The organism is Rhizobium sp. KNZ2-6A, assembly GCF_056755475.1.
This window is the reverse complement of record NZ_JBNDIC010000034.1, coordinates 1-25,196: the sequence shown is the minus strand read 5'-3', so window position 1 is coordinate 25,196 and position 25,196 is coordinate 1. Positions and strand designations below refer to the sequence as shown.

Genomic DNA, 25,196 nt, shown 5'->3' with positions numbered 1-25,196 from the left:
AGTCGCCGCCGCGACGTCGTCCATTAACTTTGAAAGACCCGATTCCGTCAAGGGGTGGTTTGCGATGGATTGTTAACCACAATATCTTGTGGGCTTGCCTGTGGAAATTGGGGAAACGCCAGTAGGCTAGAAGAATCAAGAGCTTGGTGGGATATGCTCGCCCTTTGTGCAACCGAAGACGGTGCAGGCCCCATCACTGCCGGAGTCAAAAACGACAAATTTGTGACCGTGACCGGGATGCCATTGGCAAGGCAGAAAAATCATGCCGTAGCGCATCATGATTCGCGCGGAAACCCTTGAATCCCGCGCATTCCAGCTATTGTGACGCCTACTAAATCTAGTGGGCGCCGCAGCGCCCACCTCTATTACCGTCTTCCGGCTCTATTTCGATACGCAGCAGAATCAGCAGGTGATTCGCAAAGCGAAATGGGCGGAGTTAGCCGCGCTGACCCTTGGCGATCGGCTCCTGATAGGTGAAGCCCATGTCCCAGGGGAAGTAGATCCAGGTGTCCTGGCTGACTTCGGTGATGAAGGTGTCGATGGTCGGCACACCCTTCGGCTTGGCATAGACGCAGGCGAAATGCGCCTTCGGCAGCAGGTTGCGGACTTCGACGGCGGTCTTGCCGGTATCGGTCAGGTCGTCGATGACAAGTACGCCTTCGCCGCCATTGACGGTCAGTTCCGGCGCGATGCCTTTCAGCAGGTTCATCTCGCCCTGGCTGGAATAGTCGTGATAGGAGGCGACGCAGACCGTCTCGATCAGCCGGATATTGAGCTCGCGCGAGATGATAGCGGCCGGCACGAGGCCGCCGCGGGTGATACAGACGATTGCCTTGAATTCGCGGTTGAGGCCGGCAAGCCGCCAGGCAAGCGCGCGCGCATCGCGGTGGAACTGATCCCAGGATACGGGAAAGGCTTTATCGGGCAGGGACATGGCAGAAGCTCCGGGGCATGGAATGATAACGCGCCGGCAATGCCGGCGACCCTGAGCAGAACCCGCGGCGGGCGCAGACCATGAACCAAATCCGGAACGCGATTCGCTTGCTATCTGCTTGAACAGGATCTCATCCGGGAAAAAGCCATATGCTTTTTCGGGACCATGCTCCGTCGACCGCGCGAACGGTTCCCTGGCGGGAATTCTGTCATCGGTCGCTGCTTTCTGCTGGATTTGCCGGCAAAAGGCAATAGCCGCAAAGCCCGCAATCGGTGCACATCTGCACCGGGAACCATTTGATTCGAGCTTTCGCGGCTCAACGGGCCAGGAGCGTCATCGCCGTCATCGATTGCAGCAAGGTGCGCGTCGTGCCGCCGAAAATCATCTGCCACAGCCAGGAATGGGTATAGGCGCCCATGACCAGCAGGTCGATGCTGTCATCCGCCAGGCGGTTTTCGATGACCTGCGATGGCGTCGACTTGCCGGTGCAGGCCGCCGTCTCGAACCTGGCGCGAACACCATGGCGCGTCAGCGCCGCGGCGATGCGAACGCCGGTTTCTCGCGATGGATGGCTTTCCTTCTCGGAGGTGCTGACCGAGAGGATCTCGACCGAATCCGCGGCCTTGAGGAAGGGCAGGGCGTCGAAGGTGGCGCGCGCCGCTTCCTTGGAGCCGTTCCAGGCGATCAGCACGCGTCGGATCGGTTTCGGAGCGGTCAATATATAGGGGATCAGAAGCACCGGGCGGCCACTGTCGAATAGGAATGTTTCGACGTCGACCTGGGAGTCGCCGTATTTGGACGGGTCTGGCTGTACGGCAACCAGCAGATCGGCGCTGCGGGCGCTTTCGATCAGCGGTTCGGTGCCGTAGCCGATCGTGCTGGCAAAGCTGTGCCATTCGTAGTCGAGGCCGGCGCTTTCCATCTTCGTGCGGAACAGCCGCTCGATTTCGACTGCCTGGTTATGGGCGACATCCTGAAGAGCCTGCACGGCGACGGGATCCGGGATTTCCATCGGCGCCACCAGCGGCACGGTCGAGACGATTTCCGCATGAAGGCCGACAATGTGGGCGTCGTATTCCTTAGCCAGCGCTGCCACAAAATCGGCGGCGATACGCGTGTTGGCGGGATTGTCGAGAACGGTCAATATGGTCTTGTACGACATGACGTGATCTCCCATGCGGAGGGGTTGGATCTGCGCATTATATCTCCATTCCGCAATAAATTAATGCGCTTCGATCGCCTCTGGTTCCCCAATGGATGCACTTATTCGTTGAGCGTCATGCCCCAGCCGACTGATTTTCCTTGGCTTTCGACTGGCGGATGGCTTCGATCATCGCGCGTACTTCGGCTGCGACATTTTCAACTAATTCGGCGGAGCGGCCCCTCACGACGATTTCCGTCGAGAAGAACTGGCCGACATAGCGCGGATAGGAGCCGATGCTGGTGTCCGGATGCGCCTTCTGGATCAGCCCGAGCGGCGTGCCGATCTCGCCCTCGCCGTAAGGGCAGGAAATGGCGGTCGACAAAACGTGCGCCCCGGTCTTGAGCGTCGGTATGACATTGTCGAGCATAGCCTGGAAAACCTGCGGCACGCCGGCCATGACATAGACATTGCCGATGTTGAAACCGGGAGCCGTCGAAACCGGATTGGCGATGTGCTTCGATCCCACAGGCATGCGGGCCATGCGCTGGCGTGCCTCGGTGAACTCCATCTCGCGCCGGGTATACATTTCGCCCATGATCCGCATAGCTTCGGCGTCGTGCTCGCAGGCCACGCCGAAGGCCTTGGCGATGGCATCGGCGGTGATGTCGTCATGGGTCGGGCCGATGCCGCCTGATGTGAAGACATAGTCATACTGGCCGCGCAAGGCATTCAGCGCCGACACGATGGCATCCTCTTCATCGGCAACGATGCGAACTTCCTTCAGGTCGATGCCGGCCAGCAGCAACACATCGGCAAGATGGCCGATATTCTTGTCCTTCGTCCGGCCGGAAAGCAGTTCGTCGCCGATGGCCAGCATGGCGGCTGTGACAATGGTATCGTTTGACATGAGGAGATCCATGAAATTGCGCATCGGCGCGTTCGCAAAAAGTCCGAAATAGGTAGCGCCGTTTTCCGCGAATGCAAACGGTCGATTTCGGATCGCCGGCAATCGTCAGCAATCATAGGAAAGCGACACGAACGGATTTTCGTTCACAGGGGATGAACAGTGCGTTCTGGGCATGGGGGCTGCGCTGTTGTCGCATCGCTGATACAACACGCCTCGACAATCAACGCGTCCAACAAATGGGAGACGTTCATGGCTAAGGTTCTGGTTCTCTATTATTCCTCTTACGGTCATATCGAGAAGATGGCCTATGCCGTCGCGGAAGGCGCAAAGTCCACCGGTGCGGAAGTCACCGTCAAGCGCGTGCCCGAACTCGTGCCGGAAGAGGTTGCCAAGGCCTCCCATTTCAAGCTCGACCAGGAAGCCCCGGTCGCGACGCCGGATGAGCTGGCTGACTATGACGCCATCATCGTCGGCGCCGGCACGCGCTTCGGCACGGTCGCCTCGCAGATGCGCAATTTCTGGGACCAGACCGGCGGCCTTTGGTTCAGCGGCAAGCTCGTCGGCAAGGTCGGCTCTGTCTTCACCTCGTCCGCCACCCAGCACGGCGGTCAGGAATCGACCATCCTCGGCTTCATCCCGACTTTCCTGCACCAGGGCATGGTCGTCGTCGGCCTTCCCTATGCTTTCCAGGGCCAGATGGGCACCGAGGAAGTCAAGGGCGGCTCGCCCTACGGCGCCTCCACCATCACCAACGGCGACGGCTCGCGCCAGCCGTCGGAAATCGAGCTGGAAGCCGCAAAGTACCAGGGCGCCCATGTCGCCAAGATTGCTGCTAAGCTATCGGCTTGATTTGAATTCAGGATATTGATTGAGAGAGGCGCGGCGAAAGCTGCGCCTTTTTTCGTTAGACTTTGATGATATTTGATTTTGGTGCAGTGAGCGGCAGAAAGTTCGAACCAAATATGGTTGGCGGTCGTCCAAATGTCGATGTGGGCTGACGTCCTAACAAAGATGAGCCCACCCTAGGATCGACACATATGGGAGCAGGCGGGGGACGTCGTCAGGTGGATGATTTAGTCTTTCCAGACCACTGCTTGTGGCTCAAGCGTTTCCGGCATTTCATCAAAGCTATCAACTTGAACGTAAACGATAGTCCCTTCCGCGTAGACACGCGAGATATCAAAACCGCCCGGGACGCTCGCAGCCATCTCTATGCGACCGCTCTTTTTCAGTAACGCCGGTCCAAGCAGAGTCCCCATTGTAGCGATTTGAAGTTGTTGCACCATTTCCTCCAACAAGCATTTAAAATCAGACCACCAAGGGTTGCCTTCGGATGGTGGCTCTTTAGGGCGCATGCAGGTAATCGCCAAGCCGCTTTGCATTAGCTTGGAGCTTTTTTGTCACGGGCGTGTAGTAAAGGACTGTGAGCGTTTCGCCACTATCCTTATCTTTCACCTGCCATCGCATAACGCGGTCAGTCTTAAATGCGCGCAGAGTAGCGGAACCTAGCTTTCCGATTTCCCATCCCTGCTTCTGCTTCTTCGAGACGTGATCCCACACCTCCAGATACTCTCTCATCCGTGTTTCGACGGCGCACCTCAGCTCCAATGCAGCATAGAACAGGTATTTAGGCTCGTTCTGGCTCAGATTTTCTTTCGCGCGCTTGAGATAGTCCCGCGCCGACATACCGTAGCTCATGGGAAGTCCTTCTCGTTTGCCGCCGAATGTAGTCGAATCGCACAAAACACTACGTCTTGGTAGAGTTCTATGCTGCTCTATACTCGTAAAAGGACGTAGATTCGAGTTATCGGCGGGCAGGAACATTAGCGGCTCACCAGCCTGAACACATTGCCAACTAACGCTCGATTAGGAGGCCGCAGCAACCACCTGATTTAAAACGAATTTTTGGTGCGGACGACGGGGGTCGAACCCGTACAGCCAAAGGCCGAGGGATTTTAAGTCCCTTGCGTCTACCAGTTTCGCCACGTCCGCGTGCTTTTCCCCTTCAAGCACTTGAGCGATTCAGTCAAGGGAATGTTTTGGAAAGGTGGACCAAGTTGCGTCGGCGCCCAAATGGCTATTGAGAAAGCAGAGCACGAACAGGCGAGGCCCGCCTGAGCCGACGGATCGGTATTGGGGCGGGCCTCTAACCATCATCATGATGGCTGTCTCGTATTGGAGACGGGCATATCAGCTCTGTCAATTCGCAGAATTAGGGGATGAGGCGGCGGACGGCACCATTGGGAACAATATCGTTCCGGCAAGTTCGAAAGCGCGATAAACAGGCTTTCTTTGCTCATCTTTCCTGTGTCATAGCGGGGATGGATTGAAGAAGGACGGATAGACCGTGGACAAACAGAGTGTTCTCGAAGCCACCGAGGCCATGCGTGGGCTTTTTCCCGTAACGCCGCTGCAGTTGAACGAGCATCTTTCCGCCCGCTATGGCGCCGAGATCTGGCTGAAGCGCGAGGATCTGACGCCGGTGCGTTCCTACAAGATCCGAGGTGCCTTCAATTTCTTCCGCAAGGTAATTGCCGTAGGCGGCACGGGAAAGACCTTCGTCTGCGCCTCCGCCGGCAATCATGCCCAGGGCTTTGCCTTCGTCTGCCGGCATTTCGGCGTACCGGGCGTCGTCTACATGCCCGTCACAACGCCGCAGCAGAAAATCGACAAGACCCGCATCTTCGGTGGCGAGTTCATCACCATCAAGCTTTTCGGCGATTTCTTCGATCAATGCTATCAGGCCGCGCGCGATCACGTCGAAAAGATCGACGGCGTCATGGTGCCACCTTTCGATCATGTCGATATCATCGAAGGGCAGGCGACGGTGGCGGCCGAGATCGCGGAACAACTGCCTGACGGCGTTGTCCCCGACCATGTCCTTCTTCCGGTCGGTGGTGGAGGCTTGGCGGCTGGGATCACCGGCTATTTTGCCGATACGCTTGCCCGAGATGCCTTCACCTTTGCCGAACCGGCCGGAGCGCCGAGCCTGCGCCGCAGCATCGAGGCGGGGCAGGTGGTGACGCTCGCCAAGGTCGATAACTTCGTCGATGGCGCCGCCGTCGGCCGTATCGGCGAGCTGAACTTCGCCGCGCTCAAGGGCTTTGCGGCCGAGCAGGTCAAGCTCATCGAGGAAAACGCCATCTGCGTTACCATCACCGATATGCTGAATGTCGAAGGCGTCGTGCTGGAGCCGGCCGGCGCTCTGGCGATCACCGCTCTGGAAAAGCTCGATCGCGACAGCATCCGCGGCAAGACCATCGTCGCCGTCGTCTCCGGCGGCAATTTCGATTTCGAGCGCTTGCCCGACGTCAAAGAGCGCGCCATGCGCTATGCCGGGCTGAAGAAATACTTCATCCTGCGCCTGGCGCAGCGCCCCGGCGCGCTTCGCGATTTCCTCAACATGCTTGGGCCGGAAGACGATATCGCCCGCTTCGAATATCTGAAGAAGAGCGCCCGCAATTTCGGCTCCATCCTGATCGGCATCGAGACGAAGAATCCGGATAATTTCAAGCAGCTTATCGCAAACTTTGAAAGTTCCGGCATGGGCTACGAGGACATCACCGAAAATGAGATCCTGGCAAACCTGATCATTTGACTTTGCGACCCTGCAACCTTCATGCTAAAGGCGATCCATGGCTTCGTTCTTTTCAAATATCCTCTCGATCTTCACCGGTGGCGCATCGCAGGCGGGCACTGAAAAGTCCGCCGGTCCGGCTGTCAGCGTCGAGCCTCAGGTCCACGCCGGTTGCACGATCTATGCGACCCCGCAGCGCGAGGGTAATCAATTCCGCCTCATGGGCCGGATCGAGAAGGATGTGAACGGCGAGATCCTGGTGCGCAATTTCATTCGCGCCGATGTTTTCACCTCGTCGGATGATGCCGTGGAATCGGCCTTCCGCAAGGGCCAGCAGATCATCGATCAGAACGGCGCGGGCCTCTTTGGCGACGGCGAAAAGGTCCGCCAAGTCTGATACCAGGCGGATTTCCTTCATATGCGCCTGATGCAGGGGCCGCCTCCCGCATCTGCTTAGGCGGCCCATAACACTCACTGAAATCGACGGCTGGTTAGACTTTCGCCAGGGCTCAAGCCGTGCGGAACATCTTCGCGCCGGCGGGGGCATTGACGGCGCCGCCGTCGACCGTGATTTCGATCGCGGTGACATTGGCGGAATCGTCGGAGGCAAAGTAGAGCGCGGCCTTGGCGATTTCATCAGCTTCGCTCATGCGGCCGAGCGCGCTCAGGCCGCCAAACCGCGCCTGCAGCGCATCCAGGGCCTCCGGCGTGGCTGCGCGCGGCTCCCAGATCGGCGTCTTGGTGGCGCCCGGCGTCACCTGGTTGACGCGGATGCCCCGGGGCGCGAGTTCGGAAGCGAGATTGCGGGTCATGGCGCGAACAGCGGCCTTCGTGCCCGCATAGGCCGAAGCGCCGGGAATGCCGAGGACGGCATGCACGGAGCCATTCAGGATCACGGAGCCGCCATCATTCAGATACGGGAGTGCCGCCTGCACGGTGAAGAAGACGCCGGTGAAGTTGACGCGCACGACGGTTTCGAACTGCTCGAGCGTGGTCTTACCTAGGGGAGTATCGCCGGCGATGCCGGCATTGGCAAAGACCACGTCGAATCTTCCAAGCTTCTCCGCAGCCTCGGCAAAGGCCCTCTCCATCGCCGGGATATCGGTCGTATCGGCCTGCAATGCCAGCACGCCGCCGCCAAGCTGTTCCGCTGCCGCCGCCAGTGTCTTGGCGTTGCGGCCCGTTATGGCGACCTTGGCGCCTTCGGCGAGGAAGAGGCGGGCGGTGGCCAAGCCGATACCGCTGTTTCCACCGGTGATGACGGCAACCTTGTTCTTGAGACGCATATTCGTAGCTCCTGTTGGCTTTTGTCACGATCTGGATTATGATCGTTATCTATAAGGATTATGATCGTAATCCATTTTGTCAAGCCGGGCACGAAAGGATTTTCGATGGGCCGCTCACAATTGGAAAAGCAGAAGACGCACGAACGCATTGTGACGCTCGCCGCCAAGCGTTTGCGCGAGGAGGGATTGGAAGGGATCGGTGTTGCCGATCTGATGAAGGAGGCGGGTCTCACCGTCGGCGGCTTCTACAAGCATTTCGCCTCGCGCGACGAACTGGTGGCGGAAGCCGTGGAATCGGCGATCGGATCGTGGCGGCGGCAGCAAGAGGAAAAGGGGATCGACCCCGAAAGCATCCCGCTGGGCGACTACGTCGAGACTTATCTCAGCGAGGGACACCGCGATCATTGCGGCGAAGGCTGCGCCTATGCGGCGCTGACGGCGGATATGGCGCGCAGCAGCGATGCAGTCCGCTCTGTTGCGACGGAAGGCCTGCGACGGAATTTCAATGCTATGACGGCGCGCATGCCGAAGCCGGAAACTGCTGAAGCCAGGCGCAAGGCGATCATCGCGTCGTGCCTGATGACCGGAGCGCTCGGCCTCGCGCGCGTGGCGGATGACGAGGCTCTTTCGGCCGAAATTCTGGAGACCGTGAAGCAGTTCATAAAGGCGCTGCCGCAGGCACAATAGCAAAGCGGCCGGTTGAAGCCGGCCGCCTGTCAGTATCTGAATATCGCAGTCGATTAAGCGGCGAGAGCCAGTTCCGAGGCGCGGGCTTGTGCGGCACCGACGGCCTTTTCGGCAGCTTCCGGACCAAAGGCGACGCCTTCAATGTAAACGGTCTCGACATCGGTGATGCCGATGAAGCCGAGTACGGACTTCAGGTAGGGAACGGCATGGTTCAGCGGGGCAGCCGGGCCTTCGGAATAGACGCCGCCGGAGGCGAGCACGATATAGGCCTTCTTGCCGGTAGCAAGGCCCTTCGGACCGGTTTCCGTGTAGGTGAAGGTGCGGCCGGCGCGGGCGACGTTGTCGATCCAGGTCTTCAGCGAGGAATAGATGTTGAAGTTGATGAGGCCGGTGCCGATGACCAGCGTGTCGGCTGCCAGCAGCTCGTCGATCAGCGCGTCGGAAACCTTGACCAGTTCCTGCTGCTCGGGCGTGCGGGCGTCAGCCGGCGTGCGGATGGCGACCGTGAAGGGGCCATCGATGTGAGGCAGGTTGTCGGCAGCGAGGTCGCGCTTGACGAGCGTCTTGCCCGGATTGTTGGCCTTGATCTTCTCGGCCAGTTCGGTCGCGATCTTGGTGGAGAGCGAGTCCGGACGCGGGCTGGAGGTCAGAAGCAGAATGGAGGACATATCCGTTTTCCTTTTCAATGGGTTGCTAAATCGGCTGGGAGAGTCCGATCATGTTCGCCCCCATAAATAAGTCGTCAGTGCTATCGAGAAAAACTGTGATAATATGGATTGGAATTATCGATAGAATGGATGGCAGATGCTCCCCAATCCCACCCTTGACCAATTGCAGGTCTTTCTGACCGTCGCCGAGTCAGGCAGTTTCTCCGCCGCCTCGCGTGCGCTCAACCGCGCGCAGTCGGTCATCAGCTACACGATCGCCAATCTGGAGGCTCAGCTCGAAATGCCGCTGTTCGAGCGCTCCGGCTCGCGCCAGCCGAAGCTGACGGATGCGGGCAGGGTGATGCTGGAGGATGCGCGCCGCATTCTTTCCGATCTGCAAGTGATGCGCGCCAGGGTGAAGGGTTTGAAGACCGGGCTCGAGGCGGAGGTGGCCGTCGCCATCAGCGTCATGGTGCCGGTTCATGCCACCGTCGACGTGCTGCGCGAATTCCGTGATCGTTTTCCTTACGTCTCCCTGCGGCTCGACACCGGCGAACTCGGCTCGATGCTCGAGCTCGTCACAAGCGGCAAGTCGACGATCGGTATCGGCGGCTCGGTTGTGAAACAGGATGATGCTTTGGTGATCGAGCGCATCGGACATTCCTTCATGATGCCGGTTGCTGCCCCGACGCATCCACTCGCTTTGCTGGGACGGCCGTTGACGCTTGCCGATGTACGCGAAGAAGTGCAACTGGTCGTCACCGATGCGTCAAACCTCACCAATGGCAAGGATTTCAACGTCCTGTCCTACAAGATCTGGCATCTGAGCGATATCGCCACCAAACATCAGCTGATCCGGGGTGGTCTTGGCTGGGGCGGCCTGCCGGCTTCGTTCATCATGGAGGATCTGCAGAAGGGCAGGCTGGTGCCGCTGGCACTCGATGCTTACGATCAAAGCGAATATCCGCTCTATGCCATCCGCAAGGTGGATAACCCCCCGGGGCCTGCGGCTGCATGGATGATCGAGGCTTTCCGTTCGCGCCTGGCGCGGTGCCCGAATCAGGAAGACTTCAAGTCCACCATCGAGATGTTCCATCCGGGCGACAAGCGCCTGGCGGCGGAATGAGAAGATCCTCTCCCCGAAACGGGGAGAGGCCAATAGCTATCACGGATTACAGAACCAGCCGGTAGCTGCGGAAGCCGTCGGCGCCTTCACCGGCATCTTCGATCTTCACGCTCTTGACCCGGCCGAGGAAATCCTTGGCCTTTGGCGAGCTCTGGAACGTCGCCGTCGTGCCTGACAGCGGCTTGAAGGTCCAGTTGCCGTCGGCCGTCGGGTTGATCGTGCCCTGATCGTGGACGTAGCGGACGATGACGTCGCGGTTGGTATCGGGTGCCTGGTAGATGACCTTGTCCGCAGCGATCTCGGGGAAGTTACCCCCGCCACCAGCGCGATAGTTGTTGGTGACAACAACGAACTTTTGCGCGGGGTCGATCGGCTTGCCGTCGAATTGCAGGTTCTGGATGCGGTTCGAATCGGCATTCAGGACCTTGCCGTCATCGCCGAAGCGGCGCGGCTGCGAGACATCGATCTGATAGGTGACGCCGTCGATGACGTCGAAGTTGTAGGATGGGAAGCTGCCGTTGATCAGATCCGCATCCTCGGCGCCCGGCTTGACCTGGTTGAACATGGCGGCCGACATTTCCAGCCAGTTCTTGACCTGCGCGCCGTTGATGACGACGGCCTGCACCGTATTCGGATAGAGATAGAGGTCGGCGACATTCTTGATGGCGATATTGCCGGCGGGAACGTCCGTATAGTAGTCGGCGCCGTTGCGGCCGCCGCACTTGAAGGGGGCTGCTGCTGACAGAACCGGCAGGTCCTTGTATTGCGTCTCCTTCAGCATCTCCTTGATGTACCAGACCTGCGCCTGGCTGACGATCTGCACCGACGGATCGTCGGCGACCAGCGCGAAGTAGGAGTAGAGCGGCGCCGACGTCTTGCCGACGGGCGTGCGCACATAGGTCAGTGTTGCCTCATGCTCGGCCTTTGCCGCTTCCACCACTTCCTTCTTGTCGGCGACATCGGCGATGACCTTCTTCTTGTCGTCGCGGTGATAGATCGGCCGTGCCTCGGAGGTGAAGTCGACGATCTTCCAGCTCTTGCCATCCTTTTCGAGCAGCAGGTCGATAAGGCCGAGATGCGAGCCCCAGAAGCCGGCCATGACGGCGGGCTTGCCATGCAGCGTGCCCTTGACCGGATCCGCGTCCTTGATGCCATCCCAGGTCTTCGGGCCGGGGAAGACGAGATGCTGATGGCCGGTGAAGACGGCATCGATGCCGTCGACCGCAGCAACGTAGAGCGAGGCGTTTTCCATCTTCTCGCTCTGGCCGCTGCCGTCGATGCCGGAATGCGAGAGCGCGATGATGATATCGGCGCCTTCGGCCTTCATGACAGGCACCCAGGCCTTGGCGGCTTCGACAATATCGCGCGTCTGCGCCTTGCCTTCGAGGTTCTTGATATCCCAGAGCATGATCTGCGGCGGCACGAAGCCGATGAAGCCGATCTTGATCGGGCTTTCATTGCCGGAGCCGTCCTTGATCTTCTTTTCGAGGATCAGATAGGGTTTGAAGAACAGATCGTCCTTCGTCGGGTCGGAAGCGAGCTGACCCTTGGTAAGGTTGGCGCAGACAAACGGGAAGTTCGCGCCGGCCAGCACCTTGAACATGAAGTCGAGGCCGTAGTTGAATTCGTGATTGCCGAGCGTGCCCACGGAATAGCCGAGCGTATTCATCGCCTTGATGACCGGATGGACGTCGCCTTCCTTCATGCCGTGCTGATAGGCCATGTAATCGCCCATCGGATTGCCCTGCAGCACGTCGCCATTGTCGATCAGTAGCGAGTTGGTGGCTTCGGCGCGGATATTGTCGATGATCGTCGCCGTACGCGTCAGGCCCATCGTGTCGTTCGGCTTGTCGGCATAATAGTCATAGGGGAAGACGTTGACGTGAATGTCGGTCGTTTCCATAAGGCGCAGATGTGCCTGGTTACCGGCGGCGCGGGCCGCGAAAGGATGCAGCACGATCAATGCGGCGGTCGCGCTGAGGCCTTGCAGCAGGGAACGGCGCGACATGCTGGGCAAATCCAGAATGGAAGACATAAGACACTCCTTCAACGATGGGGCTATGGTCCGTCGATCATCTCTCGGGCGAGGGAGATTAGGACGATTTTCGAAGGTGTGCACCAGGAATGTGACAGGCTTATTGTGGATCGTAGCCGGCTTGCTCCGGCATTCGATCAGCGCTTGAGAACCGGCTTTATGTCCTTGTGGAAAAAGCGGAAATAGGACGCGACTTTCGCCGATGCGTTGGACGATCGATCGAATTCGATGCCGATGCGGCCATTATGAGCCCAGCGCACGAAACCATCCAGCAAGCCGATATCGTCGCATTCGACGCGTACCTTGCTGCCGGCGGCCGCATAGAGCGGCGCTTGAAGATCGAGAGCGATGCCGCTGGTGGAAATATCGACGACGCGGCCGGCGACGAGCTTGGTGAAATAGCGGACCTGACCCATCAGCCGGGCGTGATGACGCGGCGAACCTCGAGTCTTGATTTTCAGATTGCCTTGGACGAGAGATTTCGAAGAGAACTGCATGAGGTTATCCCGGCTCGCACATCTTTTTCCGGCCTTGGATAGCAGGTGTGCATTGAGCGATGCTTAGGATAATCGCTAAAATTGTAGCGGGCCGTCCCGAATCGGTACCGGAAATCGGTGCCGAACGCGGCAGGTTATGTGAATGTTGAAAGGGGGCAGGGCATGCGCATCGTTTCTTTGAACGCATGGGGCGGTCGGCTGCATGAGCCGCTTATACCCTATCTCGTCGATGTCGATACGGATGTCCTGTGCTTGCAGGAAGTGGTCCGCACGCACGACGCGCAATCCGAATGGCTTGTTTATCGCGATCACGGAATAGAGCTTCCGCAGCGGGCTAAACTCTTCGATGAACTTAAACTTGCTTTGCCGGCTTATGATGCCTTTTTCCTTCCGGTAGCCCGCGGCGACCTCTTTGACGGTGATCAGCGGTTTTCCTCTGAATTCGGCTTGGCGACCTTCGTGCGCAAGAGCTATCCGATCATCGCTCAGGCAGCAGGCTTCGTTCACGGTAAATTCTCGGCTGACGGTTACGGGGACCATCCACGCTCCCGCAACGCCCATTGCATCCGCATCTTCGATTATCAGCGCGGCTATCCCATCACCATTGCCCATATGCATGGTCTGCGGGATCTGGAAGGCAAGGGCGATACGCAAGCGCGCCGCCATCAGGCCGATGCGCTTGTCGAACTCATCCGCCAAGTGAAACAGAACGACGACCGGCTGGTCGTCTGCGGCGATTTCAATGTGCTGCCGGAAAGCGAAACCTTCGAAATACTGGGCAGCCTGGGACTAATCGATCTCGTCACCTCAAGGGGACATGACGACACGCGCACGTCGCATTATCGCAAGCAGCCCCGTTTTGCTGACTACATGCTGGTGACGCCGAATGTCGAAGTCATCAATTTCGATCCTGTCGCGGAGCCTGAAATTTCCGATCACCGCGCATTGCTGCTGGACCTGCGGTGACGAAAATCAAAGCCCGACATTCGGTCGCTCGATGATTTCGCGCAGCGCAAAGCTGGAATTGATCTTCACGACGTGCGGCAGCGCCGAGAGCCAGTCGCGATGGATGCGCTCGTAGTCTTCGAGGTCCCGTGCGGCAACGCGCACTATATAGTCGTATTCCCCGGACATGAGATAGCAGGCAAGCACGTTCGGACAGCGTTTTACCGCCGTTTCGAATTCCGACAGCGTCTTGGCGAACTGGCCGGACAGCGAAATGTGCACGAAGGCGATCATCTTATAATCAAGCGCCTTTTGCGACAGATGCGCGTGATAGCCGTCGATGATGCCGCTCTTTTCGAGGATATCGAGCCGGCGGGAGCAGGCCGAGGGTGAAAGGCCGATCTTTTCGGCCAGTTCCGCATTGGTGATCCGTGCGTTCTGCTGCAGCATCCGCAGAATCGAATGATCTATGGCGTCGAGGTCAGACATTCGAAGATCTTTCGAAAAAACTCCTGTTTGCGCAATAAATCACGAAAAATGACCGCAGCGCAAATCGTCTTTGCAAGGACATTGCGGGGCGGTGGTGGTCTGATTTCACTTGGAGAAAATGAAAGACGCAAAAGCATTCGAGGAGGAATGAAATGCGCGTTGGCTGCCCGAAGGAAATCAAGAACCACGAATACCGCGTCGGTCTGACGCCCGCGTCCGTTCGCGAATATGTCGCTCATGGCCATGAAGTCTGGGTCGAGACGAAGGCCGGTGCCGGCATCGGTGCGGACGATCATGCCTATGCCGCCGCCGGCGCCAAGATCGCCGCAAGCGCCAAGGACATTTTCGAGAAGTGCGACATGATCGTGAAGGTCAAGGAGCCGCAGCCCTCCGAATGGGCGCAACTCCGTGACGGCCAGCTTCTTTACACCTATCTGCATCTCGCGCCCGATCCGGAACAGACCAAGGGCTTGCTTGCTTCCGGCGTTACAGCCATCGCCTATGAGACCGTGACCGATGAGCGCGGCGGCTTGCCGTTGCTGGCACCGATGTCGGAGGTTGCCGGCCGCCTGTCGATCCAGGCGGGCGCGACGGCCCTGCAGAAGGCCAATGGCGGCCTCGGCATCCTGCTCGGCGGCGTTCCCGGCGTGCTGCCGGCCAAGGTCGCGATCATCGGCGGCGGTGTCGTCGGCCTGCATGCCGCCAAGATGGCGGCAGGGCTCGGTGCAGACGTCAGTATCCTCGATCGTTCTCTGCCGCGCCTGCGTCAGCTCGACGATATCTTCAACGGCCGCGTCCACACCCGCTATTCCAGCATTCAGGCACTGGAAGAAGAAGTCTTCTCCGCCGATCTCGTCATCGGCGCCGTGCTGATCCCCGGTGCCGCCGCGCCGAAGCTGGTCACGCGCGAAATGCTGTCGGGCATGAAGACGGGCTCGGTCATCGTGGACGTCGCCATCGACCAGGGCGGCTGCTTCGAAACCTCGCATGCGACGACACATTCCGATCCGACCTATGTGGTCGAAGGCGTCGTGCATTATTGCGTCGCCAATATGCCGGGTGCGGTTCCCGTCACCTCAGCCCATGCCCTCAACAACGCCACCATCTATCATGGGCTCGCATTGGCCGATCGCGGCCTGCGCGCCATCGCGGAAGACAAGCACCTCCGCAATGGCCTCAACGTTCATAAGGGCCGCATCACGAACGGTCCGGTGGCCGAGGCGCTCGGCTACGAGGCCGTTACGCCGGAAAGCATTCTGAACGTCGCGTAACCCCGATCAAATGGAGGCGCCGGCATCGTCATAGGCCGGGGCCTCCACCTTATCGATGCGGCACTGATAGCAGTTGTTGCGTGCCGAGCGGACATGGACATAGGCGATGTCGGGACGCTCAAGCAGCGAGGCCGCATAGGCTGCAATGTCATCGGTCGGCGTCACGGCGCCAGTTCCGTATACGATGCGGTCGTTCCTGCCATAGCCGCGCACGATGAAATCCCGGCTGGACGCCAGCACCGGCGGCAGGATCTCTTCCGCCTCATAACGCTTGCACGGTATCTTATGCAGGAAGATCGGACCGGTCTCCGCATAGGGCTGCAATTCCGGAAAGGGGCGATAGGCAAACACGAACAGCTCTTCGCCGGCATCGATATTGCGCAGGCAGTGGCGGCAGGGATGGCCTGGACCATCGGAGATCATGGTCTCCGGCTGGTGACCATAGGCATCGGCGGCACCCTTCCAAAGAGCTTCGGCGTCGGAGGTGGGCATGGCTGCAAAGGCGATGGAAGGCATGGCAAAGCTCCTTTCGAGATCTGCCATGTGATGCTCTTAAACGAGGCGCGAAACCACCCGATTTCTGCCCGTCGAAGAGTCAGCTTTTCTTCACGAGCTCCAGCAGTTCCTTGTCGCTTAAGGGCCGTACGATGCCTTCTCCGGTCGAGATCGGCGAGAAGCCGAACATCTGGTAGAGCTGCAATGCCCGCGGATGATCGAGATTGTTCGTCGTCGTCACGATGCGCTGCGGGTTCAGCGTCCAGATGGCGTAGAGCGACTGCAGCAGGAACCATTTGCCGATACCGAGGCCGAGCGCATTTTCGATGAGGCCGAAATGGCTGAGCTCGATCGTTTCCTCGTCCTGGCGGAAATATTCGAAGAATCCACCCGGAGCGCCGTTGACGTAAAGCACGCTGATATCGTTGCGCTGGTCATGAAGGATAGCGGCCAGTTCTTCATCCGAGAGACGAATCCGGTCCACCCAATGCCAGCGGGCGCCCACCTGACGATAGAGATAGCGATAGAAGGGCAGCGGAATATCAGGCGAACGCATGATCGCCGTCTGGATGTTGACCGGCACCGGTAGGCTTGCCTTGGGCGGTGCGGTCATTTCCAGACGGGTGATGTGGACCTTGATGGACGAGGGCGTCTTCACGGACGGGGCGCTCAATCTTGACCGGTGACGATAGGCGTATCCGCCCGGCTGCCCCATTCCGACCAGGAGCCGTCATAGAGCTTGCTGCTGTCATGGCCGAGGGATTCGAGCGCCAGTGTGATGATCGCCGCGGTAATGCCGGAGCCACAGGTCGTCACCACAGGCTTCTCAAGATCGATGCCAGCCTTCTCGATCGTTTCACGCAGTTCCGTCAGGGACTTGAACTTGCCGTTGGTGGCAAAGACGCCCGAAGGCAGGCTTCTGGCTCCTGGCATATGGCCTGAGCGCATGCCTTCGCGCGGCTCGGGTTCCGTTGCCGCAAAGCGACCGGCGCTGCGGGCATCGGCGATCTGCAGGGAACGGCCGTCGACGATCTCTCGCATCTCGTCGAGCGAAACGACGCGGTTGCCGTTGAACTTGGGCTTGAACGTCGCGGGCGCGAAGGCGGGCGGTGCCGCCTCCAGCGGCCGACCTTCCGCCTTCCAGCCATCCAGGCCGCCATCGAGCACGAAGACGTTTGGCGCATTCATGACGATGTGGAACAGCCACCAGACGCGCGGCGAGGCAAACAGGCCGGGACCGTCATAGATGACGATGCGATCGCTCTCGCTGATGCCAAGTTTGCCGACTTCTTCGGCGAAGAATTCGGGCGAGGGGACCATATGTGGCAGGTTGGTCGAATGATCCGATATCTTGTCCTGATCGAAGCGGATCGCGCCTGGAATATGGCCGCTGGCATATTCGGCATCGGCGTCGCGTTTCTGCGCCGGCAGATAGAAGGATGCGTCGAGGATGCGCAGGTCCTTGGCGCCCAGCTCGCCTTGCAGCCAGTCGGCGGATACGATGAAACGGCTCTTGTCCGCTGTCATGATGATCTCTCCCTGCTATGGTTTATTGGTCTTGATATCGGGATATGGATATAGGCGCTTGCCGGGTCAATTCTCGTCGGTCGACGTGTCGAAGCGAATGCGGAAGCGGCGGTTTTCCTTGCCCTTCTTCTCAATCTTGGCGATGTGGATCGCGCCGACCTCCTGCGTCTCGGACACATGCGTGCCGCCGCAGGGCTGGCTGTCGACGGCCGAATCCTCGCCGATGCAGACGAGGCTGACACGGCCAAGGCCCATCGGGGGGCGTACATTCTTGGACTTGACGATGCCGGGATTGGCGATCAGCTCTTCATCCGTGATCCAGCGGACGAAAACGGGATGGTTCTCGTTGACGAGCGCCATCATCCTCGCCGTCACCTCGTCCTTATCGATCGTCTCGCTCATGTCGAAATCGACGCGGCTTTCGTCCTCGCCGACGGCCGCACCCGTAATCGGATATTGGCAGACAACGGAAAGCAGATGACAGGCCGTATGCATGCGCATCAGCTTGTAGCGGCGCGCCCAGTCGACGTGCAGCACCAGTTTCTCGCCGAGGATGGGCAGGGGTTCGTCCTCGAGCGGCACGTGGATGATGATGTCCTTGATCGGCCCATGCTTTGTCTGGCCGAGCACGATCCGGGAGCCGTCGCCGCGCTCCAGAAAGCCCGTATCGCCCGGCTGGCCGCCCGAGGTAGCGTAGAAGCAGGTCTGATCGAGCTCGATGCCCCCGTCTTCGTGAATTGCGGTTACGACTGCTTCAGCGGTCGAGAGATAGAAATCGTCACGATAGAGGGCATTGACGGTCATCAGATCACGCTGTTGTTTCGTATGGGACGGCGATTTCAGCCCGCTTTTCCAAATAGTCCGGCAGTGGCAAGCCCTTCGACTTCAGGAAATCGGGATTGAAGAGCTTGGACTGGTAGCGATTGCCGTAATCGCACAGGATGGTCACGATCGTATGTCCGGGACCCAGGTCTTTAGCGAGACGAACCGCGCCGGCGATATTGATAGCTGTCGAGCCGCCGAGGCACAGGCCCTCATGCTCGACCAGATCGAAGACATAGGGAAGCGCTTCCGCGTCCGTGATCTGATAGGAGAAATCGGGCGTGAAGCCTTCCAGGTTCGCCGTGATGCGGCCCTGGCCGATGCCTTCGGTGATCGAGGAACCGGAGGATTTCAGCTCGCCATTCTTGTAGAATTCATAGAGGGCAGCACCTTCCGGATCGGCAATGCCGATCTTGATGTCCTTGTTGAAGGCATGCAGGCCCATGGCGACGCCAGCCAGCGTCCCGCCGGAGCCGACCGAGCAGATGAAGCCGTCGATCTTGCCTGACGTATCGTCCCAGATCTCCTTGGCGGTCGTCTCGATATGGGCCTGACGGTTGGCGACGTTGTCGAACTGGTTGGCCCAGATCGCGCCGTTCGGCTCGGTCTTTGCGAGCTGTTCGGCAAGCCGGCCCGAGACCTTCACGTAGTTGTTCGGGTTCTTGTAGGGGACGGCGGGAACCTCGACCAGCTCGGCGCCGAGCAGCTTCAGCGCGTCCTTCTTTTCCTGGCTCTGGGTTTCCGGAATGACGATGACGGTGCGATAGCCGAGCGCCTTGGCAACCAGCGTCAGGCCGATGCCGGTATTGCCGGCCGTGCCCTCGACGATAACGCCGCCGGGCCTCAGCAGTCCCTTCTTCTCGGCATCGCGGATGATGTAAAGCGCGGCGCGATCCTTCACCGATTGGCCGGGATTGAGAAATTCGGCCTTGCCGAGAATGGTCGAGCCCGTCGCCTCGGAGGCGCCCTTGAGCTTGATCAACGGCGTATTGCCAATTGCTTCGAGGACGGACGGATGGACGGTCATTGGAATCTGCCTTCTGTTCGCAACTACTGTAAGAACGGTCTTTTCCCTTCACAAGGCGGCATAGGCAAGAAATTCTGTTCCTCGCTGTTTGTTCGCGCCGCAAAATTCGACTTGGCAGCCTTCCCCGGCCGAGGTCTGCCGTGTGGCACGCTGGTCTCCATTCGGTGACATTGTTTTCCTCGTTGGGCCGCCAAACAGGCCGAAAGCGGCCATAATGATACGCTATTTCTAAAATGCCACGGACGGCCGCGGTAAAGCGTTTGATTCAGGCGGCCGCCAGCCAAGGAGAAGAGCCATGAGCCCGTTCATTGCACGTCCTGAACACGGTGTCGTCTGGATTACCGGCGCGAGTTCCGGTATCGGCCGCGCGCTTGCGCTGAAACTGGCGGAAGAAGGCTATAAAGTGGCCGTGACGGCCCGCAGCCACGACAAGCTCCTTGCCTTGCAGGCGGAGGCAAGCGCGCTTGCCGGCAGCATCGTCGTGCTCGACGGCGATGTGACCGACGACGAGGATATGGAACATACCGTTGCGGCCATCGAATATCAGCACGGCCCAATCGCCTTGGCGGTCCTGAACGCCGGCATCTATCTGCCCGCACGCGGCGAAGACCTCAATCACGAGGCGTTCGAGCGCAGTTTCGCCGTCAATCTCCATGGTGTCGTCAACTGCCTCGTTCCGGCGGTCCGGCATATGCGTGCCAGGGGGTATGGCCAGATCGCCCTCGTGTCTTCCGTCGCTGGCTATGGCGGCCTGCCCGGAGGCGCTGCCTATGGAGCCAGCAAGGCCGCGCTCATCAACATGGCCGAAAGCTTGAATTTCGAGCTCGATCGCATGGGCATCCGTATCCAGCTCGTCACCCCCGGCTACGTCGATACGCCGTTGACGGCAAATAACAAGTTCGAAATGCCCGACATAGTGTCGGCGCAGCAGGCGGCCGACGCGATATCAGCCGGATTGAAATCATCGGTCTTCGACATCTGCTTCCCGAAGAGCCTGGTTTTCCGGGCAAAGCTTTTGAAGTTTTTGCCCTATAGCCTCTATTTCCGGGTGCTGAGATATTTTCTCGGCATCGACCATAAGGGGAGGTCCGCCGGTCCGCGCGTGACCCCGCATCCGGCGGAATAGCGCCTATCCATCCTTTTTCGGGGACGCGTCGGCATCTGATTTGTCGGTGCCGGAACCAGCATACGATGTCTGTCGCAAAATGGTTCCACTCATGCGCGTTTCATCGCGAAATCGCACTCGCAGCTCTCGTGAGGAAATCTGGATGCGGTTTGTGATATAAGGGATGCTTGTCACTGTTCTGTAATGCAAATTCGCTAGCAGTCGACCCGATTGACGGCCCAGAATTGACAGGCGGGGAAGATTAACATGGCGGAAATCCGGATCGAACAAGTTCGCAAGGCCTATGGACGCAATCAGGTCGTCCATAGCGTCGATCTGAATTTCCGATCGGGCGAGTTCGTCGTCATCCTCGGACCTTCCGGCTGCGGCAAGTCCACGCTGCTGCGAATGATCGCCGGCCTCGAGGATATTTCCTCGGGCGAGATCGTCATCGACGGCAAGGTGGTCAATCAGCTCGAGCCGCGCGAGCGCGGCTGCGCCATGGTCTTCCAGAATTATGCCCTCTATCCGCACATGGACGTCGCCGCCAACATGGGCTACGCGCTGAAGGTCGCCGGTGTGCCTCGCGCCGAACGCGATCGCCGCATCAAGGAAACCGCCAGGATCGTCGGCCTCGAAGATTTCCTCACCCGCAAGCCGGCCGAGCTCTCCGGGGGGCAGCGCCAGCGCGTCGCCATGGGCCGCGCCATCATCCGCGAGCCGAAAGTCTTCCTTTTCGACGAACCGCTCTCCAACCTGGATGCCAAGCTGCGCGTGCAGATGCGCGTCGAAATCCGCCGCCTGCACAAGCGCCTGTCGGCGACGTCGGTCTTCGTGACGCACGATCAGGTCGAGGCCATGACGCTCGCCGACAAGCTCGTCGTCATGTACAAGGGCAATGTCGAGCAGGTCGGCACGCCGCTCGAGGTCTACAACACGCCGCGTACCCGGTTCGTCGGCTCCTTCATCGGCTCGCCGGCGATGAACTTCCTGGAAGGCACCTTCGCGGCCAATGGCGAACAATTCATCTTCGACGGCATTCCGATCGCCATCGACGCCAATATCGGCAAGCGCCACACTGGCCAGCCGGTCGCCCTCGGTGTCCGTCCCGAGCATGCGCGCCTCGTCCCCGCAGGCACGCCGGGTGCTATTCCGGCAACGGTCGATTTCGTCGAAGAACTCGGCGCCGGCCGCGTCATCCATTGCGATATCAACGGTTCGAGCTTTGCCGTCGCCGTCGCCGATCACACGACCGGTCAGACCGGCCAGTCGGTCGCGCTGGAGCTGCCGCAGCAGCACACGCATCTCTTCGCCCAGGATACCGGCCTTCGGCTGGACGCCGTCGCCTCCGTCACGCCGCTCAAGGTGCTGGCAAGCTGATTTCAAACATGACTTTTCAGTAGGTGCGCCCGGAAGTCTTTCCCGACTTCCGGGTTTTTTATTTGTGCCGCCGTAGAAGGCTCCTTCTCCCCCGCGAACGGGGATAAGGGTCTGGCTCGCCAAGGCCGCACCCCAAGCAGAGTGCGGCGGATAGTGCGCTTATTTCTCGGTGGCGATCAGGCCGCGAACGAACCAGCGCTGCATCAGCACGACGACGAGCAGCGGCGGCAGCATGACGATGAGCGTGCCGGCCATGGCGATATGCCATTCCGGAAGACCGCCGATGTTCGGGATGAGCTGCTTGAGCTCTGTTACCGCCGTCGCATGCGACGGCTCGGTGGTGACGAGCAGTGGCCACAGATATTGGTTCCAGGCCCAGAGGAACATGATGGTGCCGAGCGCCGCCATGTTGGTACGCGACAGCGGTATCAGAATGTCGATGAAGAAGCGCAGCGCTCCGGCGCCGTCCATGCGCGCGGCCTCGGTCAGCTCGTCCGGTATCGTCAGGAAGAACTGACGATAGAGGAAAGTGCCCGTCGCGGTCGCGATCAGCGGCAGAATCAGGCCGAGGGAGGAGTTAAGCAGCCCGAAATCCAGCGACACCTGAACGCCTGTCAGTTTCTCGATGAGCCAGCTGATGCCGGTGATGTCGAGAAGTCCCTGATAGGGCGACAGCACGTTCGCTATGACTGCATAGGTCGGCACGATACGCACTTCGAGCGGCAGCATCAGCGTTATGAAGATCAGCCAGAAGATGAAGTGGCGGCCCGGATAACGGAAATAGACGAGTGAGAAGGCGGTGATCGCCGAAATCATCACCTTTCCTACCGCCACACCTCCCGCAAAGATCAGGCTGTTCAGGAGCTTGGGGCCGAGATTGGCTGTCGTCCAGGCTGTCTTCATGTTGACCCAGAAGTCCGAGCCGGGAATCAGCGACATCGGCACCTTGTTGACGTCGGCGATGTTGTGGGATGCGGCGATGGCGACGATGGCTATCGGTCCCACTGCCATTATGAAGCCAATGAACAGGATCAGATGGGTGAAGAAATTGAGAATGGGTGTGCGCTCGACCATGGCAGCCTCAACGGTAATGCACGCGCTTCTCGATGAAGCGGAACTGGAAGACGGTAAGCACGATGATCAGCAGCATCAGAATGATGCTCTGCGCTGCCGCGCCGGAGAAGTCGAGGCCTTTGAAACCATCGGAATAGATTTTGTAGACCATGAGATTGGTCGAGTTGTGCGGACCGCCTGATGTCATGATGTCGACGATGCCGAATGAATCCTGGAAGCTTTCGGTGATGTTGATGACCAGCAGGAAGAAGATCGTCGGCGTGATCAACGGGAACTGGATGTCCCAGAAGCGGCGAAGCACGCCCGAACCGTCCATGGCGGCGGCCTCGATCAGCGAGCGCGGAATGGCCTGGAAGGCGGCAAGGAAGAAGATGAAACTATAGCCGATATATTTCCACGAAAAGGCGGCGATGATCGAGGCCATGGCGGCGTTGCCGTCGAGGCCCGGGTCCCAAAATCCCGGCCAATAGTGATTGACGATGGACATGAAACCGGCTTCAGGTGCCAGTATGAAGCGGAAGGCCATCGCAGACGCGGGCGCGGCGATACCATAGGGCCAGATGAGCACGACGCTGTAGAATTTTGAACCGCGCAGCTGCCGATCGGTCAGGGCCGCGAGGATCAGCGCAGCCACCATTGCAATACTGGTACTGATCGCCGCGAACGTGATGCTGATCGTGACCGAGTTCCAGTAATCTGTGTTGGCGAGGATGGATTTGAAATTGTCGAGCCCAACCCAGATGTTGCCGCCGCCCCAAGGCTGCTGCAGCGTCAGCGACCAGAAGACCGCCTGACCGGCCGGCCAATAGAAAAAGGTGAAGATGAGGAGCAGCTGAGGCACTGCGAACAGGATGCCGACGCTCCATTTGCTGAAAGTTATACGCTTTTCCATTGTCTCTTCCGGCTTGGTATTCCCGATGCCACGCTTGCTCTCATAACGAACGTCCGCCGGGAAATCCCGGCGGACGCTGTCTGTCGTGAGCTCGCGCTGCTTACGGCAGTTGCTTGCCCTTGTAGGTGGCTTCGAAGCGGTCGAGGACGGCGTTGCCGTTCTTGACCAGATTGTCGATGCCTTCCTGGACGCTGACCTTGTTGGCGAAGATGGCCTGCATCTGGTTGCCGAACTCGGCGCGGATCTGCGTGAAGTTACCGAGACGGACACCGCGGGTGATCGCGGTCGGCTCGGAAGCGGTCAGGCTGGCGATGGCGACTTCGCGGCCCTTATAGGGGGCCTTGTCGTAGAAGCCGGAGGACTTCATGAAGTCGAAGCCGGACTTCCTGACCGGGATGTAGCCGGTATTGGTGGACCAGAACAGAGCGGTTTCGGGCTTGCCGATGAAGTCGAGGAACGCTGCCGCACCCTTATATTCGTCAGCCGACTTGCCGGAGAGAACCCAGAGCGACGCGCCGCCGACGAGCGAATTCTTGCGCTCGGTACCGGCGTAGACCGGAAGTTCTGCGACATCCCAGTTCATGCCGGCCTTCTGCGTCTTGCCGACCGTACCGTGATCGCCGACCGAGGTCATGATCATCTGGCAATCGCCGGAAGCGAAGGCCTGAACCATGTCCTGGCCGAGGTCCTTGGACTTGATCTTGATGAGGCCCTGGTCATACCAGCCCTTGAGATCCGTGACGTACTTGACGAACTTGGTCTTGTTGAGTGTCAGACGGGCATCGAGGCCGTCATAGCCGTTGTTCTTCGTGGCAACCGGCTGGTCGTGGATGGCAGAGAACTGCTCCATCAACTGCCAGCTTTCATTGCCGGAGATGTTGATCGCCATTGGGCAATCATAGCCAGCGCCCTTCAGCGCCTTCATGTCTTCGGCGGCTTCTTCCCAGGTCTTCGGAGCGGCGGTCTTGCCGATCTTGGAAAACGCGTCCTTATTCCAGTAGAGCAGGGCGGTCGAAGAGTTGAACGGGAAGGAGAGCAGTTCGCCCTTGGAGGTGGCGTAGTAGCGGGCGATACCCGGGAAATAGTCGTCCCACTTAACCTTGTAGCCGTTTTCGGACATCAGCTTGCTGACCGGGTAGTAGGCACCCGAAAGCATCATGGTGGCGGTGCCGACGTCATAGACCTGGACGATCGTCGGCTGCTTGCCGGCGCGGAAGGCGGCAATGGTGTTCTGCAGCGCGGCATCGTAATTGCCCTGGCTGACGCAAGAGACTTCATAATCCTTCTGGGACTCGTTGAAGTTCTTGCACAGCGTCTGAACGACGCGTT

At 59.3% G+C, this 25,196-nt stretch carries 27 protein-coding genes and 1 tRNA gene; 9 read left to right on the top strand and 19 right to left on the bottom strand.

The features are described from left to right. Positions 1–436: 436 nt before the first annotated feature. From gpt to ACPYOP_RS21770, 3 genes are all read right to left on the bottom strand, one after another. Complete coding sequence (gene gpt / locus ACPYOP_RS21780; protein WP_120663721.1) at positions 437–934, bottom strand: xanthine phosphoribosyltransferase; 498 nt, start codon at positions 932–934, stop codon at positions 437–439. 316 nt (positions 935–1,250) lie between these two features. Continuing rightward, complete coding sequence (locus tag ACPYOP_RS21775) at positions 1,251–2,096, bottom strand: universal stress protein (RefSeq protein WP_481412390.1); 846 nt, start codon at positions 2,094–2,096, stop codon at positions 1,251–1,253. A 115-nt stretch (positions 2,097–2,211) separates the two neighbouring features. Then, entirely contained in the window at positions 2,212–2,985 is a 774-nt protein-coding gene (locus tag ACPYOP_RS21770) for a competence/damage-inducible protein A (RefSeq protein WP_481412389.1), read from the bottom strand. 249 nt (positions 2,986–3,234) lie between these two features. Here ACPYOP_RS21770 and wrbA point away from each other — a divergent pair, with 249 nt between their 5' ends. Further along, entirely contained in the window at positions 3,235–3,834 is a 600-nt protein-coding gene (wrbA, locus tag ACPYOP_RS21765) for an NAD(P)H:quinone oxidoreductase type IV (protein WP_481412388.1), read from the top strand. Positions 3,835–4,058: 224 nt separating this feature from the next. On the opposite strand, the gene ACPYOP_RS21760 is transcribed toward wrbA, so the two are convergent. From ACPYOP_RS21760 to ACPYOP_RS21750, 3 genes are all read right to left on the bottom strand, one after another. Then, positions 4,059–4,340, bottom strand: coding sequence for a hypothetical protein (locus ACPYOP_RS21760; protein ID WP_481412387.1), 282 nt, complete (start codon positions 4,338–4,340; stop codon positions 4,059–4,061). Next, positions 4,330–4,683 (bottom strand): hypothetical protein, encoded by a 354-nt coding sequence (locus ACPYOP_RS21755; protein ID WP_481412386.1) that lies wholly within the window; start codon positions 4,681–4,683, stop codon positions 4,330–4,332. Before ACPYOP_RS21755 ends, ACPYOP_RS21760 begins: the two co-directional genes overlap by 11 nt. A 208-nt stretch (positions 4,684–4,891) precedes the next feature. Continuing rightward, positions 4,892–4,977 (bottom strand) — tRNA-Leu (locus ACPYOP_RS21750). Between the two features lie 355 nt (positions 4,978–5,332). On the opposite strand from ACPYOP_RS21750, the gene ilvA reads away from it, so the two are divergent. Beyond that, positions 5,333–6,583, top strand: coding sequence for a threonine ammonia-lyase (gene ilvA / locus ACPYOP_RS21745; protein WP_481412385.1), 1,251 nt, complete (start codon positions 5,333–5,335; stop codon positions 6,581–6,583). Positions 6,584–6,620: 37 nt separating this feature from the next. Continuing rightward, positions 6,621–6,959 (top strand): HlyU family transcriptional regulator, encoded by a 339-nt coding sequence (locus ACPYOP_RS21740; protein WP_481412384.1) that lies wholly within the window; start codon positions 6,621–6,623, stop codon positions 6,957–6,959. A gap of 112 nt (positions 6,960–7,071) precedes the next feature. Here ACPYOP_RS21740 and ACPYOP_RS21735 read toward each other — a convergent pair whose 3' ends face one another. Continuing rightward, the gene (locus tag ACPYOP_RS21735; protein ID WP_481412383.1) at positions 7,072–7,848 is read right to left on the bottom strand and encodes an SDR family oxidoreductase; all 777 of its coding nucleotides are present in this window, start codon (positions 7,846–7,848) and stop codon (positions 7,072–7,074) included. Between the two features lie 105 nt (positions 7,849–7,953). Between ACPYOP_RS21735 and ACPYOP_RS21730 the strand changes: the two genes are divergently transcribed. After that, positions 7,954–8,535 (top strand): TetR/AcrR family transcriptional regulator, encoded by a 582-nt coding sequence (locus tag ACPYOP_RS21730; protein ID WP_481412382.1) that lies wholly within the window; start codon positions 7,954–7,956, stop codon positions 8,533–8,535. Positions 8,536–8,588: 53 nt separating this feature from the next. On the opposite strand, the gene ACPYOP_RS21725 is transcribed toward ACPYOP_RS21730, so the two are convergent. Continuing rightward, the gene (locus ACPYOP_RS21725; RefSeq protein ID WP_112340986.1) at positions 8,589–9,203 is read right to left on the bottom strand and encodes an FMN-dependent NADH-azoreductase; all 615 of its coding nucleotides are present in this window, start codon (positions 9,201–9,203) and stop codon (positions 8,589–8,591) included. A 136-nt stretch (positions 9,204–9,339) separates the two neighbouring features. Here ACPYOP_RS21725 and ACPYOP_RS21720 point away from each other — a divergent pair, with 136 nt between their 5' ends. Continuing rightward, a complete protein-coding gene (locus tag ACPYOP_RS21720; protein WP_481412381.1) occupies positions 9,340–10,308 on the top strand; it encodes a LysR family transcriptional regulator in 969 nt (322 codons plus the stop codon). A gap of 46 nt (positions 10,309–10,354) precedes the next feature. Here ACPYOP_RS21720 and ACPYOP_RS21715 read toward each other — a convergent pair whose 3' ends face one another. Together ACPYOP_RS21715 and ACPYOP_RS21710 are read right to left on the bottom strand one after the other, a co-directional pair. Then, positions 10,355–12,343 (bottom strand): bifunctional 2',3'-cyclic-nucleotide 2'-phosphodiesterase/3'-nucleotidase, encoded by a 1,989-nt coding sequence (locus ACPYOP_RS21715; protein WP_481412380.1) that lies wholly within the window; start codon positions 12,341–12,343, stop codon positions 10,355–10,357. A gap of 137 nt (positions 12,344–12,480) precedes the next feature. Beyond that, positions 12,481–12,840 carry a PilZ domain-containing protein gene (locus ACPYOP_RS21710; RefSeq protein WP_481412379.1) on the bottom strand — a complete coding sequence of 120 codons (360 nt, stop codon included), beginning with the start codon at positions 12,838–12,840 and terminating at the stop codon, positions 12,481–12,483. Positions 12,841–13,002: 162 nt separating this feature from the next. Here ACPYOP_RS21710 and ACPYOP_RS21705 point away from each other — a divergent pair, with 162 nt between their 5' ends. Then, a complete protein-coding gene (locus ACPYOP_RS21705) occupies positions 13,003–13,806 on the top strand; it encodes an endonuclease/exonuclease/phosphatase family protein (protein ID WP_481412378.1) in 804 nt (267 codons plus the stop codon). A gap of 6 nt (positions 13,807–13,812) precedes the next feature. Here ACPYOP_RS21705 and ACPYOP_RS21700 read toward each other — a convergent pair whose 3' ends face one another. Then, on the bottom strand, positions 13,813–14,274 hold the full coding sequence (locus ACPYOP_RS21700; RefSeq protein ID WP_481412377.1) for an Lrp/AsnC family transcriptional regulator: 462 nt from the start codon (positions 14,272–14,274) through the stop codon (positions 13,813–13,815). Positions 14,275–14,426: 152 nt separating this feature from the next. Here ACPYOP_RS21700 and ald point away from each other — a divergent pair, with 152 nt between their 5' ends. Then, positions 14,427–15,545 (top strand): alanine dehydrogenase, encoded by a 1,119-nt coding sequence (gene ald / locus ACPYOP_RS21695; protein WP_481412376.1) that lies wholly within the window; start codon positions 14,427–14,429, stop codon positions 15,543–15,545. Positions 15,546–15,551: 6 nt separating this feature from the next. On the opposite strand, the gene ACPYOP_RS21690 is transcribed toward ald, so the two are convergent. The 5 genes from ACPYOP_RS21690 to ACPYOP_RS21670 all read right to left on the bottom strand — a co-directional run bounded on the left by ACPYOP_RS21690 (position 15,552) and on the right by ACPYOP_RS21670 (position 19,416). Beyond that, positions 15,552–16,061, bottom strand: coding sequence for a DUF1203 domain-containing protein (locus tag ACPYOP_RS21690; protein WP_481412425.1), 510 nt, complete (start codon positions 16,059–16,061; stop codon positions 15,552–15,554). Between the two features lie 79 nt (positions 16,062–16,140). Beyond that, the gene (locus ACPYOP_RS21685; protein WP_481412375.1) at positions 16,141–16,755 is read right to left on the bottom strand and encodes a GNAT family N-acetyltransferase; all 615 of its coding nucleotides are present in this window, start codon (positions 16,753–16,755) and stop codon (positions 16,141–16,143) included. Continuing rightward, entirely contained in the window at positions 16,710–17,567 is an 858-nt protein-coding gene (gene sseA, locus ACPYOP_RS21680) for a 3-mercaptopyruvate sulfurtransferase (RefSeq protein WP_481412374.1), read from the bottom strand. The genes ACPYOP_RS21685 and sseA overlap by 46 nt, the downstream gene beginning before the upstream one ends. Before the next feature lie 66 nt (positions 17,568–17,633). Then, on the bottom strand, positions 17,634–18,371 hold the full coding sequence (locus ACPYOP_RS21675; protein WP_481412373.1) for an alanyl-tRNA editing protein: 738 nt from the start codon (positions 18,369–18,371) through the stop codon (positions 17,634–17,636). Positions 18,372–18,375: 4 nt separating this feature from the next. Continuing rightward, a complete protein-coding gene (locus tag ACPYOP_RS21670) occupies positions 18,376–19,416 on the bottom strand; it encodes a cysteine synthase A (RefSeq protein ID WP_481412372.1) in 1,041 nt (346 codons plus the stop codon). 295 nt (positions 19,417–19,711) lie between these two features. Between ACPYOP_RS21670 and ACPYOP_RS21665 the strand changes: the two genes are divergently transcribed. Then, positions 19,712–20,542, top strand: coding sequence for an SDR family NAD(P)-dependent oxidoreductase (locus ACPYOP_RS21665; protein WP_481412371.1), 831 nt, complete (start codon positions 19,712–19,714; stop codon positions 20,540–20,542). A gap of 246 nt (positions 20,543–20,788) precedes the next feature. Continuing rightward, positions 20,789–21,901, top strand: a complete 1,113-nt coding sequence (locus ACPYOP_RS21660) for a sn-glycerol-3-phosphate import ATP-binding protein UgpC (RefSeq protein ID WP_481412370.1) — start codon at positions 20,789–20,791, stop codon at positions 21,899–21,901. 159 nt (positions 21,902–22,060) lie between these two features. Here the strand turns inward: ACPYOP_RS21660 and ACPYOP_RS21655 are convergent, their stop codons facing one another. The 3 genes from ACPYOP_RS21655 to ACPYOP_RS21645 all read right to left on the bottom strand — a co-directional run. After that, a complete protein-coding gene (locus tag ACPYOP_RS21655) occupies positions 22,061–22,975 on the bottom strand; it encodes an ABC transporter permease subunit (RefSeq protein WP_481412369.1) in 915 nt (304 codons plus the stop codon). A 7-nt stretch (positions 22,976–22,982) separates the two neighbouring features. Next, complete coding sequence (locus tag ACPYOP_RS21650) at positions 22,983–23,867, bottom strand: ABC transporter permease subunit (protein WP_481412368.1); 885 nt, start codon at positions 23,865–23,867, stop codon at positions 22,983–22,985. A 100-nt stretch (positions 23,868–23,967) separates the two neighbouring features. Further along, positions 23,968–25,196: extracellular solute-binding protein (locus ACPYOP_RS21645; RefSeq protein WP_481412367.1), on the bottom strand; the 1,229-nt coding region annotated here is incomplete at its 5' end.

Bases quoted from the DNA above. Each gene is read 5' to 3' on its own strand.
- ACPYOP_RS21715 (WP_481412380.1), bottom strand. From the start codon at position 12,343: ATGTCTTCCATTCTGGATTTGCCCAGCATGTCGCGCCGTTCCCTGCTG.
- ACPYOP_RS21665 (WP_481412371.1), top strand. From the start codon at position 19,712: ATGAGCCCGTTCATTGCACGTCCTGAACACGGTGTCGTCTGGATTACC.
- ACPYOP_RS21730 (WP_481412382.1), top strand. From the start codon at position 7,954: ATGGGCCGCTCACAATTGGAAAAGCAGAAGACGCACGAACGCATTGTG.
- ACPYOP_RS21700 (WP_481412377.1), bottom strand. From the start codon at position 14,274: ATGTCTGACCTCGACGCCATAGATCATTCGATTCTGCGGATGCTGCAG.
- ACPYOP_RS21675 (WP_481412373.1), bottom strand. From the start codon at position 18,371: ATGACCGTCAATGCCCTCTATCGTGACGATTTCTATCTCTCGACCGCT.
- ACPYOP_RS21740 (WP_481412384.1), top strand. From the start codon at position 6,621: ATGGCTTCGTTCTTTTCAAATATCCTCTCGATCTTCACCGGTGGCGCA.
- ACPYOP_RS21655 (WP_481412369.1), bottom strand. From the start codon at position 22,975: ATGGTCGAGCGCACACCCATTCTCAATTTCTTCACCCATCTGATCCTG.
- ACPYOP_RS21770 (WP_481412389.1), bottom strand. From the start codon at position 2,985: ATGTCAAACGATACCATTGTCACAGCCGCCATGCTGGCCATCGGCGAC.
- ACPYOP_RS21755 (WP_481412386.1), bottom strand. From the start codon at position 4,683: ATGAGCTACGGTATGTCGGCGCGGGACTATCTCAAGCGCGCGAAAGAA.
- ACPYOP_RS21710 (WP_481412379.1), bottom strand. From the start codon at position 12,840: ATGCAGTTCTCTTCGAAATCTCTCGTCCAAGGCAATCTGAAAATCAAG.
- wrbA (WP_481412388.1), top strand. From the start codon at position 3,235: ATGGCTAAGGTTCTGGTTCTCTATTATTCCTCTTACGGTCATATCGAG.
- ACPYOP_RS21685 (WP_481412375.1), bottom strand. From the start codon at position 16,755: ATGGGGCAGCCGGGCGGATACGCCTATCGTCACCGGTCAAGATTGAGC.
- ACPYOP_RS21760 (WP_481412387.1), bottom strand. From the start codon at position 4,340: ATGCGCCCTAAAGAGCCACCATCCGAAGGCAACCCTTGGTGGTCTGAT.
- ACPYOP_RS21690 (WP_481412425.1), bottom strand. From the start codon at position 16,061: ATGCCTTCCATCGCCTTTGCAGCCATGCCCACCTCCGACGCCGAAGCT.
- ald (WP_481412376.1), top strand. From the start codon at position 14,427: ATGCGCGTTGGCTGCCCGAAGGAAATCAAGAACCACGAATACCGCGTC.
- ACPYOP_RS21670 (WP_481412372.1), bottom strand. From the start codon at position 19,416: ATGACCGTCCATCCGTCCGTCCTCGAAGCAATTGGCAATACGCCGTTG.
- ACPYOP_RS21775 (WP_481412390.1), bottom strand. From the start codon at position 2,096: ATGTCGTACAAGACCATATTGACCGTTCTCGACAATCCCGCCAACACG.
- sseA (WP_481412374.1), bottom strand. From the start codon at position 17,567: ATGACAGCGGACAAGAGCCGTTTCATCGTATCCGCCGACTGGCTGCAA.
- ACPYOP_RS21725 (WP_112340986.1), bottom strand. From the start codon at position 9,203: ATGTCCTCCATTCTGCTTCTGACCTCCAGCCCGCGTCCGGACTCGCTC.
- ACPYOP_RS21650 (WP_481412368.1), bottom strand. From the start codon at position 23,867: ATGGAAAAGCGTATAACTTTCAGCAAATGGAGCGTCGGCATCCTGTTC.
- gpt (WP_120663721.1), bottom strand. From the start codon at position 934: ATGTCCCTGCCCGATAAAGCCTTTCCCGTATCCTGGGATCAGTTCCAC.
- ACPYOP_RS21660 (WP_481412370.1), top strand. From the start codon at position 20,789: ATGGCGGAAATCCGGATCGAACAAGTTCGCAAGGCCTATGGACGCAAT.
- ACPYOP_RS21705 (WP_481412378.1), top strand. From the start codon at position 13,003: ATGCGCATCGTTTCTTTGAACGCATGGGGCGGTCGGCTGCATGAGCCG.
- ACPYOP_RS21720 (WP_481412381.1), top strand. From the start codon at position 9,340: ATGCTCCCCAATCCCACCCTTGACCAATTGCAGGTCTTTCTGACCGTC.
- ACPYOP_RS21735 (WP_481412383.1), bottom strand. From the start codon at position 7,848: ATGCGTCTCAAGAACAAGGTTGCCGTCATCACCGGTGGAAACAGCGGT.